Consider the following 20,277-nt stretch of genomic DNA (forward strand, 5'->3'; position numbering starts at 1 on the left):
ATTTAAATTCAACTTGTAGGTCACTCTTTGCACGAGAGTGGCTTTTTGCCGTTTTAATTTACTTACAATATATAAAGAGTCATCTAATGATGAATCTTTATATATTTAAAAACTCTTTCAAGAAATCAACATAAACTTGTCTATGAACATTAATACCTTTCTCTAAATCAAACCCTCCATCTGTATTATAGATTCTTTCTATAAATTCATCCTTAGTTATTTTATATTGGTAACCTATAGCAAATAGCCACTCCCCATCTTCTTTTATCGCTATTACTTCTCTTACTTTACCATGAGCTTCTAAATATTTAATCCCAAACTCCTTTAAGTATTTTTCTTTATCTATTATATACTTTATTGCAAGTTTATTTTGTTTTAGAGCTTCTTTACATACCTCATATATTTTATTTTCTACATATCCAAGAGCTAATCCATTTTGCTTGACTGCTTCAGTACAAAGCTCATTAGACTGTTCTTTTACATACATTAAAGCTAATCCATTCTCTTTTACTGCCTCTAAACATATTCCTGGAGTTTGTTCTTTTACATCTTCAAGAGCATATCCATTTTGTCTTACTGCTATTAGAGATATCTTCTCTATTTGTTCTTTTGATAATTTAGCCAACTTTACATATCTAAGAGAGTTTCCATTTTGTTTGACTGCTTCAGTACAAAGCTCATTAGACTGTTCTTCCACAAGCATTAAAGCCCTTCCATTTTGTTTAACAGCCTCAAGACAAAGTTCATATGTTTGATTACATTCTAATTCGTCCAACTCTACATATCTAAGAGCGAATCCATTTTCTTTCACTGCATCTAAATATAAATTATATATCTGTTCTTTGGTTAAACTGAGTTCATCCCACTTTACATACTGAAGAGCATATCCATTTTGTTTTACTGCTTTAATACAAATCTCAGGAGTTTGATTTTTTACATACTTAAGTGCCTTACCATCTTGTTTGACTGCTTCCATACAAATTCTGGGTGTTTGTTCTTTTATATACTTAAGTGCTAATCCATTTTCCCTAACTGAAAGAAGATATAAATTATAAGTTTGTTCTTTGGTTAAATTAAGTTCATCCCATTTTACATCTTCAATTAATAACCCATCTTGTCTTACTGCCTCTATACACATCTCATAGCTTTGTTTTTCTATAAATTCTAAATCCCATGGGAATTTTTTTATATACTCTAAATTATTTTTATTCATATATATACCTCTATTTTATTTTTTATATTAATTATATCATTTTTTTGTTTATATAAAATATTGTAACTTTATTTATATGGTTATATAATTAAATTATCCCAATCTAATTGATGTATATGTTGAAGTATATACATTCTTATTTTTAGTTAAAATAAAAAACTTAGATTAATTGAAGTTACTGTATTATAAGCATTTCTAAAATTAAGAAATGGCTTATTTACAGCTATTAAACCTTAACACTATGTGTAAAAAAAGAAGTTACCTATAAATTAGATAACTTCTTTTTATTTATATTATTTATTATAAATGTCTACGTAGACTCCCATGCTTCCATTTTTAATTTCCACTTTCTTGCCATCCATCTCTAAAACTTTGTCTTCAAATTTTCCTTTTACAATATTAAAAAGTTCTTCTCCTCTATTTGGTAGAAGCAGTTTAAAGCACTCTTTTACAGAAGAATCAAACTCTTCAGAATTAGCGAATAAGCCAAATCCAACTACATTATCTTCTGCATTTACAATTCCTAATTCGTTATACCAATCTCCCTTGGTAGACTTCTGCTTATAATTATAAGTTGTTTCACCCTCAAGTGTCCACCCAAGTCCAGGTAATTTATTTCTAAACTCTGCATTTGTAATAGTTCCAGGAGTCTCTTCTCCTTTTAATATATTTAAAATTTCTCTAAAAACATTTTCATTCCCTCCATCGCCGACTTGTGTAACTTTACTAAATTCATGTTTTTTTATAAAATTTTTCTGACTTGTACTTAAAGCTTTGTCCGCTAAAAGCACTGGAGAATCTTCTTTTGCTCCTACAGGCCCTACAGAAAGTGCATCTATTAGGTCTCCCTCTCCTAACATCCCGTTTTTTGCAACAAATACATTATTTAATGCCTTATCTGCATAAAAATAATCCATTACTTTTGCATTAGTATCTGTTCTGTCTGTACCAGCAAATTTAATTACATTCTTTAATTTATTTACTATATTTTTAGAAATAGAACTTTCTCCACCTACTACATAAGTTTTATTAAAAGTTTTTGCATAATCTTCTATATTTTTATTTAAAGTATCTTTCTCTGCAAATAAAATTGCAGTGTTACTTTTAGCTGGAGATGCTATACTTACTGCATCTGCAAGACCTTTATATCCATTTACAACTGCAACAGAATCTACATTTTCTAACTCTTTTGCTATTTTTAAACTTGTATCTATTCTGTCTGTTCCACCAATTCTTTTTACATTTATATTTAAATTATTAAGTTCTTTTTCTACATTTGCACTTATTGTATTTGTACTACCAATTATATAAATGTTTTTAACACCTAATCTTTTTATTTCTTCTTTTGTTTTAGTATTTAGCTTATCTTTTTCTGTTAAAAGTACAGGTGCATTTTTTGCTGTAGCTAAAGGTGCAGAACATAAAGCATCTGCAATTGTATTGCTATTTATTAAAACGGCATTTTCTGCATTTTGCCATTTATAACTACTTATTTTTAAACTTGTATCTATTCTATCTTCCCCTGCAAGCACTAATTCTTGTGGTGCCATGGCAGAAGAACCCATCATTGTAGCTCCTAAAGCAGAAGATCCAGCTAAAGCTACTATCCCTAATTGTTTTATTTTTTTCATTTTATTTCCCTCCATATCCCCTCTATTTATAGTAAACATTATATAATACATACTATAAAAAATATGTAAAATATTGTCACTTAATTATAAATAAGGGAGTCTATCTATTTATATAAGTTTTTTTATAAAAAAACTGTTCTATTTTCTTATTTTAATAGTAATTTTTTTACCAATACATTATATACAAAACAATTTATCTTATAACATCTCTTTCGTGAAAGTTGCCTTTTTATATAATATTAACTTTAATTATATAATATGTATTTATTTGGAAATTGTCAATATTTTTAATGAATTTTATTGATTATATAAAATATTGCAAGTTAATTTATATGGTGATATAATTAAATTATCCCAATCTAATTAAGGTATTTATTGAAATATCTATATTCTTATTTTTAACTGTTAGTTGGGATAAAAAGCTTAGATTAATTGAAGCTACTGTACTATAAGCATTTCTAAAATTAAGAAATGGCTTATTTACAGCTATTAAACCTTAACACTATGTGTATTTAAAACATCTTCCTTTGTAAAATCATACTCACTAAGAATAATTAAACCTTAACACTATGTGTATTTAAACAATATCTGCATATGTAACAAGTTATGCAAGAATTTTATTAAACCTTAACACTATGTGTATTTAAACTCTTTTTCTAAGAACATTGCTAAAGGTAGATTTTTAATTAAACCTTAACACTATGTGTATTTAAACAATACTTTGTTTAATTTACTATAAATATCATCTTCAAATTAAACCTTAACACTATGTGTATTTAAACTCAAAATCTACAATTATTCCATATTTTTCTTTTAAATTAAACCTTAACACTATGTGTATTTAAACCGAGTTCAAACAACAAGGTTTTATTGATATTAGCATATTAAACCTTAACACTATGTGTATTTAAACCCAATAGTTTATTCTATAGTAAAAGAAATACTTAATATTAAACCTTAACACTATGTGTATTTAAACAAAGAGGTTATACCTATTTTTATTTTTTCTGGGTTTATTAAACCTTAACACTATGTGTATTTAAACAAACATTACTAATGAAAGGGTATTAGAATTTACATAATTAAACCTTAACACTTTGTGTAAAAAAGAAGTTACCTATAAATTAGATAACTTCTTTTTATTTATATTATTTATTATAAATGTCTACATAAACTCCCATGCTTCCATTTCTAATTTCGACTTTCTTGCCATCCAACTGTAAAGTTTGGTCTTCGAATTTTCCTTTTACAATATTAAAAAGTTTTTCTCCTTTATTTGGCAGAAGCAACTTAAAGCATTCTTTTACAGAGCTATCAAATTCTTTGGAATTGGCAAATAAACCAAATCCAACTACATCGTTTTCTGCATTTACAATTCCCATTTCTACGTCCCAATCACCTTTGTCAGTTTTTTGCTTATATACATATGTTGTTTTGCCATCTTTCATCCAACCTAAGTCTTCCAGTTTATTTCTAAACACCTCATTGCTAACACTCAAATCCACATCATTCTTATCTTCTTCTTTTTTATCCTGGTCCTTTACATTTATAGCATTAATTTTAATTCCATTATTATCTTCTTTAAATCCTAAATAATTAACCAATATTTCTTTTGGGATAAGAAAATCATCTCCATCTTTTTTTAATTTTTGGTCATCATCAGGAATATTAAATTCTTCTTTAGAAACTGAGTCTTTAATCTTCTTAGTTTTTATAGGCAACATATATCCATTAACATAAACATATGGTGAATTTTCATAAAATGTAAATAAATTATCATTTAAATTTAATGAATACCCTGAGCCGTATTTTTCACTTTCTACCTTAGTTCCCTTTTGACCCAATTTATTGGCCAGATCAAAAATTTTAATCTCTTTATCTACTGTAGGTTTTATAGTTATCTCTTCTGCATTTATAGTTAAGCATTGACCTAATACACAACCCATAATTAGACCAGCTATAGTTATTTTTTTTATATTTTTATTCAATTTAAAACACCTCATTTTTATCTATTTTAATATCATTGTATGTATTTTTTTATAAATTGTCAATAAATTTTGATATTTTTATTGTTTATATAAAATATTATAAGCATATTTATATAGTATGCATTCTTACTCTTAGCTATTAAATATTATTTATATAAATCAATTTCACTGTACTATAAGTATTTCTTAATTCTAAGAATAGCTTATTTATATCTCTGAACCTCCCATGACTAAAGTCACAGGGTTCCTGTTTCATAGAATTTCGCATACTAAAATATGTCTTACCAATTCTCCACAGGCTATCCCCGTAGTTCCTACGGTTCTTACATACGTTATTTATTTTAAACTCTTATTAGTCTTAATCCTTCTTTTAGTATATTTATACTTGCATTTATATCTCTATTGTGAGTTTCATTACAATAAGGACAAATCCATTCTCTTATATTTAAATCCTTAATTTCCTCGTTTTTGTACCCACATTTATTGCATATTTGTGAACTTGCAAAGAATTTACCTACCTTTACGATTTGTCTACCATACCAATTAGCCTTATATTCTAATTGACAAACAAATTCTGACCATGACACATCAGAAATTAAACGAGATAATTTACGATTTTTAGTCATATTCTTTACTTGTAAATCTTCTATGCAAATAATATCATTCTCTCGTATTAATTTAGTAGATAGTTTTTGTAGAAAATCCTTCCTTTGATTAGCTATATGTTCTTGAAGTCTTGCAACTTTTAACCTTGCTTTATTTCTATTTAAACTACCAATTGTTTTTCTTGATAATTCTCTTTGTAATTTAGCAAGTTTATTTAATGACTTTTGAAGATACTTAGGATTTTCTATAAATTCTCCACAACTTGAGATACAAAACTCTTTAATTCCTAAATCTAAACCTATCTGATTATTAGTATTTTCAAATGCTTCAATATCTATATCAGTACAACATAGTGATACATAATATTTACCACTTGGTTCTTTGGATACAGTAGCATTAAGAATTCTACCTTGAGGTACTTGTTTATCTCTTACTTTAACCATACCAAGTTTAGGTAATTTTATATATTGACCAAGGTGCATAATATTTCCATTTGTAAAGTTAGTTCTATATGAAAATCTATTAGTTTTCTTTGATTTAAATTTAGGAAATCCTGTATTTTCCTTAAAGAATTTTTTATATGCGTTTTCTAAATCTTTTAAAGTGTTTTGTAGTGAAAATTTGTCAGGCTCTTTAAGCCACTCTAATTCTTTTTTTAAATTGGTCAAATCAGAACTGCACTGTTTATAAGTAAAAGTTTCTTTATTGTTTTCATAAACTTCTATTTTTTTAGCAAGATACTTATTATATACAAATCTACAACATCCAAAAGTTTTGTTAATTAGCTCTTGCTGTTTTTTATTTGGATACATTCTAAACTTATAAGCTTTTTCCACTACTATCACCTCACTTTAATTGTTTTTTATGATTATTAATATACATATCCGAGTAACTTCTATTTTTCATCACCCATTATAATATTAACAAACGTAATTATTTAAAACAATTATTTGGAAGGTTTTTATATTTATTTTTTAAATAACATATATAAGAACTGTAAGCCCTTAACTTTTATCATTTTTGAGGTTGTCGTTCACATAAGTTCGCTACTACCTATGCAGTTCTCTTATGAACTTCTTACACTTTCATGCAAACACAGACTATATCTTATCCTTCGGCATTATCCGTTAAGGTCTACCCACTTCCACTACCGATAACTTGTAGTGTACTTCCCTCAAGAGGAATAGTCGTTGAAGTTTCTCCTACTTAGGAGCTTACCTGCTGGTTGCCCATTTTAAAGTACTTAGGGTTTAACCTTATATCATCTAACCAATTTTTTCTACTTTCGTAACTTTCACACTTAGGTTTATTTCATCCTTATGTTTTAGTTTGGTTAGTTTTAGGGGTTTCCAGCAATTCAAGTAGTATTGGATAGGTTCTATCCTATCTCTACATATAAGTTTCCCTATATGCTGACTATTTTAGCTACTAACTCATGACTAAAGTCACGAGTGTGCGTAGCTATTTTTTAATCAAACTTTAACACTTTGTCTATTTAAATTAATGTACTTTTATCTTTCTTAGATTTGTAGTATAATGGAAGCAAGAAGAACTACAATCTATTGTTAGTAGAGTGGAGTTCATAATTCAAAAAATAATATAGAACTATTCAACATCGAAATCGTCCTGACTGGCATCAGGACGATTTCTTAATTTTGATGTTAAAACAAGACTTCATAAAGAAAAAAGGACTATCTATTAATTTAGATAGCTTCTTCTTAATATCATTTAAACTCTTTCAAGAAATTAAGATATATTTGTCTATGAACATTAATATCTTTTTCTGGGTCAAACCCTCCACCTTCATTAGTAAATAACCATTCTCCATTTTCTTTTATAGCTATTACTTTCTGAGATTATTTTTGTTCTTCTAAATATTAAATATTTTCTCATATTTATCTTTATTTTTTATATACTTAATTGCTTACTTATCTTTCTTTAAAGCATATACACATATCTCATAAAAAAAGAGTCATCTAAATAATAGCTAACTCTTTTTTATTATTAAACTTTAAGCTATACAATCTTCAAATTGATGTCCACAATCTTTACATTTTATAACTAAAGTACAAGTATACTCATAATCACAAATATAAGGATTTAATACCAAACCTTCTTTTTGTTCTATTACTTCTATATTTTCACTATTACATTTTTCGCACTCCATAAAATCGCTCCTTTATTTTAATTATTTAAATATAATCATAGCACTATACTCATCACTACTATAAGGAGCCGAACTTCCTTTTCCAGAATATTTAATATCTATAACTTTATCATTTTTACACTCAGATAAAGCTTTATTTATTTGTTCTTGTAGTGTATAACTATTATCACTTGTATATATTGATACTCTCATATTTATCTCCCCTTTTACTCTCATTTTGGATTATTTATTAACTACATCAAAATTTCCCTTTGCTAATTGATCATTTAATTCATCTAATGTTGATATCGCACTGTCATAATAGAATTTATATTTGTCATTTATTTCATTTAAAACATGAAATTTGTTTTTTAAAAATTCAATAAGTTGTGATTTAGAAATATATTCTCCATTAGCATAATTCTTATATACATTATCTTTTTCTTCCTGAAGTTGTTTAAAATATCTATAATCTTCAGCATTTATTTCTCCATGCATAATTACTCCACCCCTTTTTCTAATAAAATACAATCTTATTAGTATATACATTCGTTAAAATATTCAATTGTATAATCATGTGCACACCCATTAACTTCTACTGTTATTAAATCTATAGAATCGATACCTAAAATTTTATACTTTTTACCTTTTTCTAATCCAAAGTCATTTATATTTGCTATTACATAATCGCCTACCTTAACCTCAACATTTTCTGAACAACTGTCATACATATTTAATAATGCTCTCATAATAATTCTTTCCTCCTATAATATTGAATATCTATTTCTAATATCAAATTTATATACTTCCTCCACATAACATTCCTTTATCTATCTCCTTTTTAGTTTTTATATTTATAACACTATGTTTTGTAATAAGTATATTATTATTTGTTATTTTTTATAATTATTATAACATTTTTATTGACTATATAAAATATTGTAAATAAATTAGCTTAGTGCTATAATTAAATTACCTCAAGATTATTAATGCAATACCTACTTTCTATTTTTAACTATAGATTAGGTAATACTACTATCTTGTGAACATTTCTTAAATTAAGAAATGAATTATTTTAACCTTAGCACTTTGTGTATTTAAATTAGTCTTTTTTTTATTCAATTTTTTTGATGCAATAATTAAATTAAACCTTAACACTTTGTGTATTTAAACAACTACACTAATACGTTAGTAGATTAAACCTTAACACTATGTGTATTTAAACAAAGATTCATAAAAAATTTAAGGAGAAATTACAATAATTAAACCTTAACACTATGTATATTTTAAGTATAGTTTTTTATATAAATAGGGATATCTAAATTAAAAGACATCCCTAAAAATCAACTTCTTATCATCATAATATATGGTTTCATTATTCTCTTTTTATTCCCAATCAAAATTTTCACATTTTAAGAACTGCTTTCCATCATCTAAACAAACCGATTTAAACTCAATTTCTTTATCTTTAGAATTACAATATCCTTCATCATTCTTAGCACATGCTAATTGATCACACTTTATATAGTATTCGTTTTTCTCCATTTTAGGATGATATACAGGTGTTGAGCCAGCTACAATTTGTCCACAATGTTTACACATCCAAATCTTACAAGTATACTGCTGACTTCTTGTTGTAATCAGCTCACAATCTTTAACTCTTGAAAACAGGTGCCTAAATATACATCTTAAACTTTTAATAATAATCACCACCCTCTTATTTTTTTGTATCATATACAATATCAATCAGATCTCCATAAAAAAGGCAAAAGGGGACACGCTACTTCAGTGGTGTGAGGAATTTGCCCTCTTTCTATTAAGCAAGAGTCTTCAACTCATATCTATAACCATCACCCTTTTGTGTTAGTTTTAAATATTTATGGTTTACATCTATCTGTTTGCCATGTTTCTTTGAATAGATTGCAAATATACCTGTACTTCTACAGCTTACATTTGATACATATTGACCTATATATTTCCCTTTTGGGATATTGGCTTTTACCATATCTCCTGATTGATAGCCAAAGAACTGTTTTTGTCTTGGTAAATATGCTCTTGGAAAACCATATTTATTTAATAATGTTCTACTTCTTGTACCTCTTCCTATTGATTTTATATATAACTCCTTCAACCCTTTGTGTATTTTGATTTTAGGAGTTTCCTTAACACACAAAGCATCATAGTAATGAGTTTTAGGCAAGTTAGCTTTTACTCTATTATGCTTAGTTACTCCTCCAGTAGATACCACTACGTTAGAAGTTAATTTATACATTTCTCTTAAAATAGCATTTCTACTACTATTTACTTTAGCAGTATCTTTTAGACTTACTGGTTTATTAGTTTTTAAGATTAAGTTTATATTTTTTACTCTTTCTTTATCTAACTTTGATTTACTTAGCGATTGTACCCATTCATCAAGTGTATTATTACCTTTTTCTTGGTTACAAGTTCTACAAGCTAAGGTTAAGTTTCTAATAGAATTTGAACCTCCTCTTGATTTAGGATACTTATGCTCAATTTCTAATTGACGGTCATTCGTGAGTCCTTTACAATATTGACATGTATGGCCATAAGTATATAATAGATACTCACGAATCTCATACCCTAAGAGAGTGCCTTGTTGATAATCTACTCCTTCAATTGAAGGATTTAGCATTAATTGAGTATCAAACCTTACTGTTTCTATATAGATTGTCTCTATATAGCATAACTTTTTAAGTTTTATTATAAAATTTTTAACATTATCCACTATGCTTTGAATTGATGGTGGTAACCATCCTTCAAGTCGTTTGCGATTCAAAAATCTTGGTGCTCTATACCTTGTTTTTCTATTTCTTCTTGTCCTTCTAAATGCTCTACGAGCTTCTAAGTTTTGTTTAATTTTATTCGCTCTATGCTCTATGGTTGCAAGAAGTACAACTTCGCCATTAGGTTTGTGAAGTGCTACTCCTGTTTGTTTAGCTCCTGGGTCTAATTTAATAATTAAACCTTTAGGATTAGCTTCTTTTAATTCTTTTAATCTAATAGTGAAGGGAAACTGTTTATGAACAACAGCCTTTCCTTGTTTAAGTAATTTTCTTGCTACAGCAAAGTGACAAGGAGTCAATGGTTTTTTGTTTTTATTAATTACAAACACCAAATAAAAAACCTCCTTTAAGAGTAAACTCTATGAAGTTAAGAAATTAACTTCATGGGTAACGCAGTTAGAAACTGCTCTCCTCGATAATATTATTAAGGCTTGATAGCATATTACACTGTTTGTACCCATAAACTGTTTAATAATATGCAACAGAAGCTACAAACTGGAGAAGCATTTGTAGGTGTTATGACCTTAATAATGTAGTTTAAAACTCAATCTGGTCAATATGACTTGTAGATAACTTCAAGCCTACCTCTTTAGAGGTGGGTTATTGACATCTGCTCTTTCATACAAAAGCTCTTGATTCCTTTCTTTTAATTCTTCTGCACAATCTATACAACAACATTTCACAATTTGTAATCCTGGATCATATATTATTACTTGATATTCTTCATTTAAAGCACCATCGCAATTATAACAATTTTCAATTTTCATAGTATTTCTCCTGTTAATATTTCTCTTACTATTTTATTAGAGTATTTATTTCTAATTCTTTTTTATATAAATATTTTATTAATTATTTACAATATTATATTTATTATCTTCTCTCCATCCGAAATTATATGGTTTTATAATGTTAGATATTATATCTTTACATAAAAGCATATAATCTTTTATTTTATTTTCTGATTTATCTAAAATCCATTCTAATACATCACATCCACTACAACTTCCATAACCAACATATGTCATAAGATATTCACGTTCATCGGGCTGATATGTTTTTTTAGGTATTAAATATAATAAAGTACCTTGATAATGTCCATTATCTATTTCAGTTATATTGTCACTATCCCATTTATCATCCTCATCTATATCATCATTCAAAATATATTTTACAGATAATTTAACCAAATCTTCATAACTACAATAACTATCACTATTAATGAAATCAGACTCTAACAATGCTTCTCGTAATCTTGTTTTATTTTTTATCCACTTTTCTTTGCAATATTTTATCATTTAAATCTCCTTTTATATATTTTTAATCTTTATTTTTTTTATTTCGTCCATATATCCTGTTCCATTACAATGAGGGCATAATTCTAATGGTTTATTGATTATTTCTATAGCTCCTTTTAACCATGTATCAACTTTTTCTTTTAATTCATTCTCATTATTTGCATACATAGCATCTATTGCTGTATATCCATCATAATTACGCTGATTATGAGTCATTGAAAATATTTCTACTTCTTTATATTCTTTAATTCCATAATGAATCTTATTACGTTCTTTTTTAGTTCTTGCAAAAACATTCTGATAAGTTATTTTTTCTGGCGTTAATAATGGTACTATTTTTTTAACAGTAAAACAGAAATCATAATCAGATGTTATTTTAGCTTTACTTAAATCTATATTCTCTTTTATATATTGTCTTGTTATGTCAAACATTTGTTTTGAAGTAAATTTACATGGCATTGATGATAACATTAGTTCTGGAAAAATTATTTTATCTAATAACTGATGTTTTACATCTGTATTTGTTATTTTATATACAGAATTGCTTTTATAGTTTTCTTTATCACCAGTAGCCTCATATTCTATCTTATTTGGCATTTCAAAACTATCTAATTCCATAATTACTTCTATTTTTACATTTTCTACTTCAACTAATCTAAAAGGACGTTTATCTCTTTTAATAGAATAAAATTCAGATATATCAAAATCAAGTTTCCCCCTATCTTCTCTTCTTATTATTTCAGGGAACTTTTCACATATCAGATTTTTATTATCAATTTCATATCTTTCATTTGTATACTCTATTAACTCAGTTTCAATTTTTTCTGGATATTTATCTATAACATACCAATTTTTACAATATGTTTCCTTTGGCTTTTCTTTATCAAAATATAAATCTGTTAGCTTAGTTCTATGATAGCTATAATCATGCCCTTGAAACACCTCGCAATCAGTTATAAAGCATTCCTTATTTGTCTTTACCATATAAATATTCATCATAATTACCCTCCATACATAATTTAATTTTTACAACTTAATCTATTTGGCTTATAAAGAGCTTCCTCTTTTATCTATTACATGTCATTTTTTAATTTAAATCACAATAATTGTATTGTTTATATAAAATATTATAATTATATAGCCACTTAGTTTTTATTGAAATTCCTTCAAGAAATCAAGGTATACTTGTCTATGGACATTAATATCTTTCTCTGGGTCAAACCCTCCACCTTCATTATAGATTCTATCAATAAAAGTTTCTTTAGTAATATCTCTTTGGCAACCTACTGTAAATAGCCATACTCCATTTTTTTTTACTGCCAACACTTCTTTTGCTTCTTCTTGTTCTTTTAAATATTTGATGTTAAACATATCTTCATATTTTTCTTTATCTTTAACATATCTAATTACATATTTATCTTGTTTTAATGCATATATGCACATTTCCTCAGTTTGATTTCCTACAAATTGTAATGCGAAGCCATCTTGTCTTACAGCTTCAATGCAAATTTTATCAAGCTGTTCTTTTGAGAATTTACCTCTTAATTTGTTCCATTTTACATACTTTAAAGCATATCCTCTATTTCTTACTGCTTCTATACAAATCTCTGGTGTTTGTTCCATAACATATTCCAGAGCATATCCAAATTCTTTTACTGCTGTAAGATATAAATTATAAGTTTGTTCTTTGGTTAAATTAAGTTCATCAAATCTTACATCTCTAAGTAGCATCCCCTCTTTTTTTACTGCCTTTATACACATTTCATAAGTTTGTGTTTTTGCATTTTTCAAATCCCATGGATGTTTTTTTATCCAATCTACATCTATTTTTTTCATTTGACTCTCCCTTTTTAAATTTTATTTTTATAACACTTTTATTTATATTTATTATATTATTTTTATTTTTTTTTATAATAAGTATATCATTTTTATTGTTTATATAAAATATTGTAAGTTAATTTATATAGTGATATAATATAAATTATCCCAAGCTATTTTATGTATATATTGAAATATCTATATTTTTATTTTTAACTATTATTTGGGATAAAAAGCTTAAATTAATTGAAACTACTATATTATAAGATTTTCTTAATTTTAGAAATGGCTTGTTTACAGCTATTAAACCTTAACACTATGTGTATTTAAACCTTCTTTTATTAGCATGGTGAGTTAGGCAAATTTTAAAATTAAACCTTAACACTATGTGTATTTAAACCTATCATTGTGGTGGTTATCCAGCTCATCTACATAAATTAAACCTTAACACTATGTGTATTTAAACAATCTTTCTACCATAGATAAATACCACCTTTAATATATTAAACCTTAACACTATGTGTATTTAAACGTTGCATTATTATTATATACTATTGATATATTTAAAGATTAAACCTTAACACTATGTGTATTTAAACCCTATTTTTTTTCTTTCTATTACATAATAAGAAGCTTATTAAACCTTAACACTACGTGTATTTAAACTATAATTTAGGTCTTATATTTTCTTTTGGTCTATCAAATTAAACCTTAACACTATGTGTATTTAAACAATGTATCTAATTCATTTATTATAATATTATCCATTATTAAACCTTAACACTATGTGTAATTAAGAAGAAGCTATCTAAATTAATAGATAGCTTCTTTACTATTCAAACTCTTTTAGGAAATTAAGATATATTTGTCTATGGACATTAATATCTTTCTCTGGGTCAAACCCTCCACCTTCATTATAGATTCTATAAATAAAAATTTCTTTGCTAATATTATCTTGACAACCTACTATAAATAGCCATCTCCCATCTTCTTTTATTGCTATTACTTCTCTTACTTTACCCTGCTTTTTTAAATATTTAATATTAAATTCTTCTAAATATTTTTCCTTATCTATTACATACTTAATTGCATGTTTATCTTGTTTTAGAGCTTCTCTACATATCTCTTCTGTTTGTTTTTCTACAAATTGAAGTGCTAATCCATTTTCTTTTACTGCTTCTCTACATATTTCATCTGTTTGATTATTTACATACTCCAAAGCTAACCCGTTCTCTCTTACTGCTTCCATGCATATTTCATCTGTTTGATTGTTTACATACTTTAAAACATATCCTCTATTTCTTACTGCCTCTAAACATATCCTTGGCGTTTGTTCAATAACATCTTCTAAAGCTAAGCTATCTTGTCTTACAGCTTCCATGCATATTTCATCTGTTTGATTGTTTACATACTTTAAAGCATATCCTCTATCTCTTACTGCCTCTAAACATATTTCTGGTGTTTGTTCAATAACATATTCAAGAGCATATCCATATTCTTTTACTGCTGTAAGATATAAATTATAAGTTTGTTCTTTGGTTAAATTAAGTTCATCAAATCTTACATCTCCAAGTAGCATCCCATTTTTTTTTACTGCCTCTATACACATTTCATAAGTTTGTGTTTTTGCATTTTTCAAATCCCATGGATGTTTTTTTATCCAATCTACATCTATACATTTCATCTAATCTTTCCCCTCTTTTTAATTTTATTTTTATAACACTTTTATTTATATTTATTATATAATTTTTAATTTTTTTTATAATAATTGCACTATTTTTATTGATTATATAAAATTTTATAAATTAGTATATATACTGCTATAATTAAATTAGCATAAGATAATTAACATAATAGCTACTTTTTATTTTTAACTATTAGTTGGTATAAAAAGCTTACATTAGTTAAAATTACTGAATTGTAAACATTTTTTAATTTTAGAAATGGATTATTTAAGCCTTAACACTTTGTGTAACAGAAAAAGATATCTAAATTAACAGATATCCATTTTCATATTCTCGAATCTCTTTTAAGAAATCAAGATATACTTGTCTATGGACATTAATATCTTTTTCTGGGTCAAACCCTCCACCTTCATTATAGATTCTATATATGAATTCTTCTTTAGTAATGTTGATTTGACACCCTACAGTAAATAGCCATCTCCCTTCTTCTTTTATAGCTATTACTTCACTTGCTTCTTCTTGTCTTTCTAAATATTTAATATCAAATTCTTTTAAATATTTATCTTTATCTTTTATATATTTAATTGCATGTTTATTTTGTCTTAAAGCTTCTCTACATATTTCATCAAGCTTATCATCTATATACGCAAGTGCCAATCCATCCTGTTTTACTACCATTAAACACATCTCAATGAATTGTTCTTTTGTGAATTTGTCCCAATTTACATATTCTAAAGCTAAACTATTTTGTTTGACTGCTTCAATACATATTTCATAGAACTGATTATTTACATACTCTAAAGCCTCACCATCTCGCCTAACTGCTTCCATACATACTTCTGGAGTTTGCTTTTTTACATACTCTAAAGCCTCACCATCATTTCTAACCGCCTCTATACAGATTTCCATAGTCTGTTCTTCAACATATTCAAGAGCAAGCCCATTATTTCTTACTGCTATCATACAGATTTCTTCAGTTTGATTTTTTACATATTTTAAAGCTAATCCGTCAGTTTTTACTGCTATTAAACAGATTTCATTAATCTGTTCTTTTGAAAGTCCGCTTTCTAATTCACTCCACTTTACATATTCAAGTGCATATCCATCATTTTTAACTGCTGTAAGATATAAATTATAAACCTGCTCTTTAGTTATATTGAGTTCATTCCATCTTATATCTTTGAGTAACAATCCATCTATTTTTATGGCTTCTATACACATCTCATATGTTTGTGTTTGTGCAAATTTCAAATCCCATGGATAATTTTTTATCCTATCTAAATCTATATATTTCATTTATATCTCCTTTTTATTCAACTATAGAAAAGAATGCTATTTGTAAAATAAAACCAACAATAATATAGGTAAAAGCAAGTGGAAAATCAAATAGAATAAGAATAGCAGGACTCAACAAGATCATAGTAAAAAAGAATATAATTGTTGAATTATAGAACTTATGTAAGAAATAATATAAATATACTTCTTTTGGAATGGACTTAATAGATAATGTTCTTTTATTAGTTTCAATATCTTTTAAGAAATCAATGTAAGCTTGCCTATGGATATCTATCCCTTCCTTTAGGTTAAATAATTCTTTTTTAGTAATATTTTTATAATCACCTATAGAAAAAAGCCATTCTCCTTTTTCTTTTATTGCTATTACTTCCTTTATATCTTCTTGTTCTTCTAAATATTTAATTTCAAATAAATCTAAGTACTTTTCCTTGTCTTTAATATATTTAATTGCATGTTTATTTTGTCGTAGAGTTTCTATACACATCTTAGGAGTCTGATTTTTTACATATGCTAAGACTTCTTCATTTTGTCTTACTGCTATTAAACAAATTTCATCTATTTGTTCTTTTGATAATTTATCTAACTTCACATATTTAAGAGCTAATCCATTTTGTATGACTGCATTGAAACATAATTCATAAAACTGTTCCTTTGTTAAATTGAGTTCATTCCATTTTATATCCTTAAGCAACAAGCCATTTTGTCCTATAGCCTTAAGACATATTTCATAAGTTTGTTCTTTAAAATCTTTCAAATCCCATGAATTTTCTATTATATTATTTGATTCCATCCTCATAAGGCTTTCTCCTTTTCAACTTTATCTATAATATATGAATTATATTTTTCTTTTTGTACAATATATTATATCATTTATATTGATTATATAAAATATTTTAAGTAGGTTTAAAGTATATATATTTATTATTTTTAGTCATAGATTAGTAAAAAACATTAATATTATATATATAACAAAAAAGGCTATCTAAATTAATAGATAGCTTTTTAAAGTTGATTAAAACTTTTGATATAATTTTTTAAACATAGTTATGTATTTGTTGAACACCCCTCTACGATATAAAAATCTTATCGTTGCAAACAACATAACTCCTATAAAGAACCATGACCAGAAAAACTCACCACTCAAAAGTATGTACAAAAATCTAAATGGATGAATCCCAAACATAAAAACACTTCCTTTTTATTTTTTATTTTGTTTAATAAACTTTTTTATTTATGTAATATGTCCTATTATAGTAATTGTTTTTAATTTTTATAATTTCCAAGGCTTAAAATTTCTTGAATTTGCTATTTAAAAATAAATAAAAGACCATCTTTAATTATTTAAAATGGCCTTTTATCTTTCATATATGTATTTTAAAGTTAATCATAAATTCATATCTATTTCCAAAAATCTAATTTCTACAAAATCAATAGCATTCTTGTTCTGTTTTACAGCTTCTTTACAAATTTTCAATGTTTGTTTATATACAAATTCTAAAGCTAACCCATTTTCTCTCACTGCTTCTAAACAGATCTCTTCCGTTTGCACCTTCGCATACTGAAGAGCTAATCCATTTTGCATTACTGCTATTAGGCACATTCCTTCTGTTTGTTTTTCAATATGTTCTAAAACCATACCATCTCTTCTTAATGCCTCAAGACAGATATTTAGAGTCTTATTTTTTACATACTTAAGTGTTTGTGGGTCCTGGTTGATTGCAATTAAACACATTTCTTCTGTCTGTTTCTTTATATAATAAAGAGCTTCAGCTCTTTGTCTTACTGCATTTAAACACATCTCTTTTGTTTGTTTTCTTATGAATTGAAGTGCCCTTGGATTTTGCTTTAATGCTATTAAACATAGTTCTTCTGTTTGCTCTTTCACTTGCCTAATAGCTAATCCATTTTCTTTTACAGCAATTACACAAAGTTCTGGTGTTTGATTTTTTACATATCTAAGAGAATATGAATCATTTTTTACTGCGATAAGACAGATTTCATCGAGCTGTTCTCTCACAAATTTAAAAGCTCTCCCTTTATTACTAACTGCTTCTAAACAGATTTCTTTGGTTTGCTCTTTCACATACTCAAGTGCATATCCATCATCTCTTACTGCCTCTAAACAGATTTCATCAATCTGTTTCTTTGAAAATTTGCCTTTTAATTCGTCCCACCTTATGTACTTAAGAACCAATCCATTTTGTCTTACTGCCTCTATGCATATCTCAGGGGTTTGTTCATTTACATATTGCAATGATGAAGGTCTTTGTTTAACGGCTTCCATGCAGATATCATAAGATTGTTCTTTTGAGAATTCATCCCATTTTACATATTTAAGAGAGTTTCCATTTTGTTTGACTGCTTTAAGACAGATTTCATTAAGTTGTTCTTTTGAGAATTCATTCCACTTTATGTATTCAAGAACTAATCCATTCCGTCTTACTGCCTCTATACATACCTCTATTGCCTGTTCTTTAATATCTTTTAAATTTCGAGGATTTTTTTTAATTTTTTTTAAATCCATTTCTAATTGAGTCATTTAACCAGTCTGCTACTCAAAATAAGGTCAAATACATCCATATTGATAAAATTTCTTCTTTATAGAAGCTCGTTTTGTCTACTTACTTTTGAATGTTTTGATGAGTAGCTACTCCTTTTTTTTATATTTTTTACTTTCAAACTTCCATATTTTCTTTGAAAGTTTTCTTATTAGTTTATTTTTGGTATTTTCCAATCTTCAATATATATAATTGCTTGTTTATTTTGTCTTAATGCTTCTCTACATATTTCTTCAGTCTGATTCTTTACATACTCAAGTGCTAAGCCTTTTTCTTTTACTGCCATAGGACATAAGTTATTAACCTACTCCTTGTTAAAATTCAGTTCATCCAGCCTTATATCTTTAAGAAATAATCCATCTTTTTTATAGATTCTATGTACATTTCATAAGTTTGAGTTTGTGCATCTTTTAAATCCCATGGATGTTCTTTTATCCAGCCTATATATATATCTTCCCTAAGCATAATATCTCAATAATATAGTTCTTTTTGTATTTCTAATTATATCATCTTTTGATTTTGATATAAACTGTTTTCAAACAAGGTATCAACTACTTTTTAGTGTGTATAATAGTCAGTAATAACTTCCATTTATAAACAAAAAAAACTATCTAAATTAATAGATAGTTCTTTTTTTTATATTTAATCAAAATCCTTCAAGAAATTAAGATATATTTCTCTATGGACATTTATTCCTTCTTCTGGATCAAATCCACCATTTTCATTATAAATTCTGTATATAAACTCTTCAAGGTCTATATCTTCTTGGCAACCTATATCAAATAGCCACTGACCATCTTCTTCTATTGCTATTACTTCCTGAGCACCTTTTTGTTCTTCTAAATATTTAATATCAAACTCTTCTAAATATTTTTTCTTATCTTTTATATACTCAATTAAATGCTTATCCTGTTTTAAAACTGTTTTACATATTTTATCAAATTGATCCTCTGATAATCCTTTTCTTTTTACAAACCTAATTGCAGATGGATCTCTTTTTACCTTCATCCCATCTTACATCTTTAAGTAACAGTCCATTTTTTTCTATAGCTTTAAGGCACATTTCATAGGTTTGAACTTTAGCATATTTTAAATTAATAGGGTTTCTATTTATTACTTCTAAATCTATTTCCTGATGTTCTATTAAAGCACTCTCCTGTTTAGTCATTATATATTCCCCTTTTTAATTTATTTTCTATAAAACTATATTTTCTCACTATAGATATAGTAAATT

At 26.6% G+C, this 20,277-nt stretch carries 23 protein-coding genes and 2 CRISPR repeat arrays; all 23 genes read right to left on the bottom strand.

Annotated features, from left to right (window positions below; all coding sequences use genetic code 11):
- Positions 1-97 precede the first annotated feature (97 nt).
- Positions 98-1,213: a DUF4116 domain-containing protein gene (locus IC758_RS20775; RefSeq protein ID WP_227845161.1), complete on the bottom strand. Its 1,116-nt coding sequence runs from the start codon at positions 1,211-1,213 to the stop codon at positions 98-100.
- A gap of 293 nt (positions 1,214-1,506) precedes the next feature.
- Positions 1,507-2,844, bottom strand: coding sequence for a cell wall-binding repeat-containing protein (locus tag IC758_RS20780; protein WP_227824895.1), 1,338 nt, complete (start codon positions 2,842-2,844; stop codon positions 1,507-1,509).
- A gap of 488 nt (positions 2,845-3,332) precedes the next feature.
- Positions 3,333-3,955: a CRISPR direct-repeat array (repeat unit 30 nt; unit sequence ATTAAACCTTAACACTATGTGTATTTAAAC).
- A gap of 37 nt (positions 3,956-3,992) precedes the next feature.
- Positions 3,993-4,832 carry an S-layer protein gene (locus IC758_RS20785; protein WP_227824896.1) on the bottom strand — a complete coding sequence of 280 codons (840 nt, stop codon included), beginning with the start codon at positions 4,830-4,832 and terminating at the stop codon, positions 3,993-3,995.
- Between the two features lie 341 nt (positions 4,833-5,173).
- A complete protein-coding gene (gene tnpB, locus IC758_RS20790; protein WP_227824897.1) occupies positions 5,174-6,283 on the bottom strand; it encodes an IS200/IS605 family element RNA-guided endonuclease TnpB in 1,110 nt (369 codons plus the stop codon).
- Positions 6,284-7,449: 1,166 nt separating this feature from the next.
- Positions 7,450-7,605 (bottom strand): hypothetical protein, encoded by a 156-nt coding sequence (locus IC758_RS20795; protein ID WP_227824898.1) that lies wholly within the window; start codon positions 7,603-7,605, stop codon positions 7,450-7,452.
- A gap of 21 nt (positions 7,606-7,626) precedes the next feature.
- On the bottom strand, positions 7,627-7,797 hold the full coding sequence (locus tag IC758_RS20800; RefSeq protein ID WP_227824899.1) for a sporulation protein Cse60: 171 nt from the start codon (positions 7,795-7,797) through the stop codon (positions 7,627-7,629).
- A 30-nt stretch (positions 7,798-7,827) separates the two neighbouring features.
- A complete protein-coding gene (locus tag IC758_RS20805; protein WP_227824900.1) occupies positions 7,828-8,082 on the bottom strand; it encodes a hypothetical protein in 255 nt (84 codons plus the stop codon).
- A 38-nt stretch (positions 8,083-8,120) separates the two neighbouring features.
- Complete coding sequence (locus IC758_RS20810) at positions 8,121-8,333, bottom strand: hypothetical protein (protein WP_227824901.1); 213 nt, start codon at positions 8,331-8,333, stop codon at positions 8,121-8,123.
- A 637-nt stretch (positions 8,334-8,970) separates the two neighbouring features.
- The gene (locus IC758_RS20815) at positions 8,971-9,294 is read right to left on the bottom strand and encodes a hypothetical protein (RefSeq protein ID WP_095903858.1); all 324 of its coding nucleotides are present in this window, start codon (positions 9,292-9,294) and stop codon (positions 8,971-8,973) included.
- Positions 9,295-9,400: 106 nt separating this feature from the next.
- Positions 9,401-10,720 carry an RNA-guided endonuclease IscB gene (iscB, locus tag IC758_RS20820; RefSeq protein ID WP_227825041.1) on the bottom strand — a complete coding sequence of 440 codons (1,320 nt, stop codon included), beginning with the start codon at positions 10,718-10,720 and terminating at the stop codon, positions 9,401-9,403.
- A 252-nt stretch (positions 10,721-10,972) separates the two neighbouring features.
- Positions 10,973-11,158, bottom strand: a complete 186-nt coding sequence (locus tag IC758_RS20825) for a hypothetical protein (protein WP_227824902.1) — start codon at positions 11,156-11,158, stop codon at positions 10,973-10,975.
- 78 nt (positions 11,159-11,236) lie between these two features.
- Entirely contained in the window at positions 11,237-11,686 is a 450-nt protein-coding gene (locus IC758_RS20830; protein WP_227824903.1) for a hypothetical protein, read from the bottom strand.
- Between the two features lie 12 nt (positions 11,687-11,698).
- Positions 11,699-12,682 carry a hypothetical protein gene (locus tag IC758_RS20835; protein WP_227861008.1) on the bottom strand — a complete coding sequence of 328 codons (984 nt, stop codon included), beginning with the start codon at positions 12,680-12,682 and terminating at the stop codon, positions 11,699-11,701.
- 156 nt (positions 12,683-12,838) lie between these two features.
- Positions 12,839-13,522: a DUF4116 domain-containing protein gene (locus IC758_RS20840; protein WP_227824905.1), complete on the bottom strand. Its 684-nt coding sequence runs from the start codon at positions 13,520-13,522 to the stop codon at positions 12,839-12,841.
- A 284-nt stretch (positions 13,523-13,806) separates the two neighbouring features.
- Positions 13,807-14,303: a CRISPR direct-repeat array (repeat unit 30 nt; unit sequence ATTAAACCTTAACACTATGTGTATTTAAAC).
- Between the two features lie 33 nt (positions 14,304-14,336).
- Positions 14,337-15,188 carry a DUF4116 domain-containing protein gene (locus IC758_RS20845; RefSeq protein ID WP_227824906.1) on the bottom strand — a complete coding sequence of 284 codons (852 nt, stop codon included), beginning with the start codon at positions 15,186-15,188 and terminating at the stop codon, positions 14,337-14,339.
- 304 nt (positions 15,189-15,492) lie between these two features.
- A complete protein-coding gene (locus IC758_RS20850; RefSeq protein WP_227824907.1) occupies positions 15,493-16,485 on the bottom strand; it encodes a DUF4116 domain-containing protein in 993 nt (330 codons plus the stop codon).
- Between the two features lie 13 nt (positions 16,486-16,498).
- Complete coding sequence (locus IC758_RS20855; protein ID WP_227824908.1) at positions 16,499-17,281, bottom strand: hypothetical protein; 783 nt, start codon at positions 17,279-17,281, stop codon at positions 16,499-16,501.
- Positions 17,282-17,497: 216 nt separating this feature from the next.
- Positions 17,498-17,668 (bottom strand): hypothetical protein, encoded by a 171-nt coding sequence (locus tag IC758_RS20860; protein WP_009899159.1) that lies wholly within the window; start codon positions 17,666-17,668, stop codon positions 17,498-17,500.
- 201 nt (positions 17,669-17,869) lie between these two features.
- A complete protein-coding gene (locus IC758_RS20865) occupies positions 17,870-19,024 on the bottom strand; it encodes a DUF4116 domain-containing protein (protein WP_227824909.1) in 1,155 nt (384 codons plus the stop codon).
- Positions 19,025-19,194: 170 nt separating this feature from the next.
- The gene (locus IC758_RS21110; protein ID WP_255613220.1) at positions 19,195-19,329 is read right to left on the bottom strand and encodes a hypothetical protein; all 135 of its coding nucleotides are present in this window, start codon (positions 19,327-19,329) and stop codon (positions 19,195-19,197) included.
- A 50-nt stretch (positions 19,330-19,379) separates the two neighbouring features.
- The gene (locus IC758_RS21115; RefSeq protein WP_255613219.1) at positions 19,380-19,508 is read right to left on the bottom strand and encodes a hypothetical protein; all 129 of its coding nucleotides are present in this window, start codon (positions 19,506-19,508) and stop codon (positions 19,380-19,382) included.
- 177 nt (positions 19,509-19,685) lie between these two features.
- Positions 19,686-20,051 (bottom strand): hypothetical protein, encoded by a 366-nt coding sequence (locus IC758_RS20870; RefSeq protein WP_227824910.1) that lies wholly within the window; start codon positions 20,049-20,051, stop codon positions 19,686-19,688.
- On the bottom strand, positions 20,020-20,211 hold the full coding sequence (locus IC758_RS20875; protein ID WP_227824911.1) for a hypothetical protein: 192 nt from the start codon (positions 20,209-20,211) through the stop codon (positions 20,020-20,022). The genes IC758_RS20870 and IC758_RS20875 overlap by 32 nt, the downstream gene beginning before the upstream one ends.
- Between the last annotated feature and the right edge of the window lie 66 nt (positions 20,212-20,277).

Origin of the sequence: Clostridioides sp. ES-W-0016-02 (assembly GCF_020641035.1) — a bacterium.
Classification (GTDB): domain Bacteria; phylum Bacillota; class Clostridia; order Peptostreptococcales; family Peptostreptococcaceae; genus Clostridioides.

Bases quoted from the DNA above. Each gene is read 5' to 3' on its own strand.
- IC758_RS20775 (WP_227845161.1), bottom strand. From the start codon at position 1,213: ATGAATAAAAATAATTTAGAGTATATAAAAAAATTCCCATGGGATTTA.
- IC758_RS20780 (WP_227824895.1), bottom strand. From the start codon at position 2,844: ATGAAAAAAATAAAACAATTAGGGATAGTAGCTTTAGCTGGATCTTCT.
- IC758_RS20795 (WP_227824898.1), bottom strand. From the start codon at position 7,605: ATGGAGTGCGAAAAATGTAATAGTGAAAATATAGAAGTAATAGAACAA.
- IC758_RS20800 (WP_227824899.1), bottom strand. From the start codon at position 7,797: ATGAGAGTATCAATATATACAAGTGATAATAGTTATACACTACAAGAA.
- IC758_RS20805 (WP_227824900.1), bottom strand. From the start codon at position 8,082: ATGCATGGAGAAATAAATGCTGAAGATTATAGATATTTTAAACAACTT.
- IC758_RS20810 (WP_227824901.1), bottom strand. From the start codon at position 8,333: ATGAGAGCATTATTAAATATGTATGACAGTTGTTCAGAAAATGTTGAG.
- IC758_RS20825 (WP_227824902.1), bottom strand. From the start codon at position 11,158: ATGAAAATTGAAAATTGTTATAATTGCGATGGTGCTTTAAATGAAGAA.
- IC758_RS20830 (WP_227824903.1), bottom strand. From the start codon at position 11,686: ATGATAAAATATTGCAAAGAAAAGTGGATAAAAAATAAAACAAGATTA.
- IC758_RS20835 (WP_227861008.1), bottom strand. From the start codon at position 12,682: ATGAATATTTATATGGTAAAGACAAATAAGGAATGCTTTATAACTGAT.
- IC758_RS20840 (WP_227824905.1), bottom strand. From the start codon at position 13,522: ATGAAAAAAATAGATGTAGATTGGATAAAAAAACATCCATGGGATTTG.
- IC758_RS20845 (WP_227824906.1), bottom strand. From the start codon at position 15,188: ATGAAATGTATAGATGTAGATTGGATAAAAAAACATCCATGGGATTTG.
- IC758_RS20850 (WP_227824907.1), bottom strand. From the start codon at position 16,485: ATGAAATATATAGATTTAGATAGGATAAAAAATTATCCATGGGATTTG.
- IC758_RS20855 (WP_227824908.1), bottom strand. From the start codon at position 17,281: ATGAGGATGGAATCAAATAATATAATAGAAAATTCATGGGATTTGAAA.
- IC758_RS20860 (WP_009899159.1), bottom strand. From the start codon at position 17,668: ATGTTTGGGATTCATCCATTTAGATTTTTGTACATACTTTTGAGTGGT.
- IC758_RS20865 (WP_227824909.1), bottom strand. From the start codon at position 19,024: ATGACTCAATTAGAAATGGATTTAAAAAAAATTAAAAAAAATCCTCGA.
- IC758_RS21110 (WP_255613220.1), bottom strand. From the start codon at position 19,329: ATGGCAGTAAAAGAAAAAGGCTTAGCACTTGAGTATGTAAAGAATCAG.
- IC758_RS21115 (WP_255613219.1), bottom strand. From the start codon at position 19,508: ATGCTTAGGGAAGATATATATATAGGCTGGATAAAAGAACATCCATGG.
- IC758_RS20870 (WP_227824910.1), bottom strand. From the start codon at position 20,051: ATGAAGGTAAAAAGAGATCCATCTGCAATTAGGTTTGTAAAAAGAAAA.
- IC758_RS20875 (WP_227824911.1), bottom strand. From the start codon at position 20,211: ATGACTAAACAGGAGAGTGCTTTAATAGAACATCAGGAAATAGATTTA.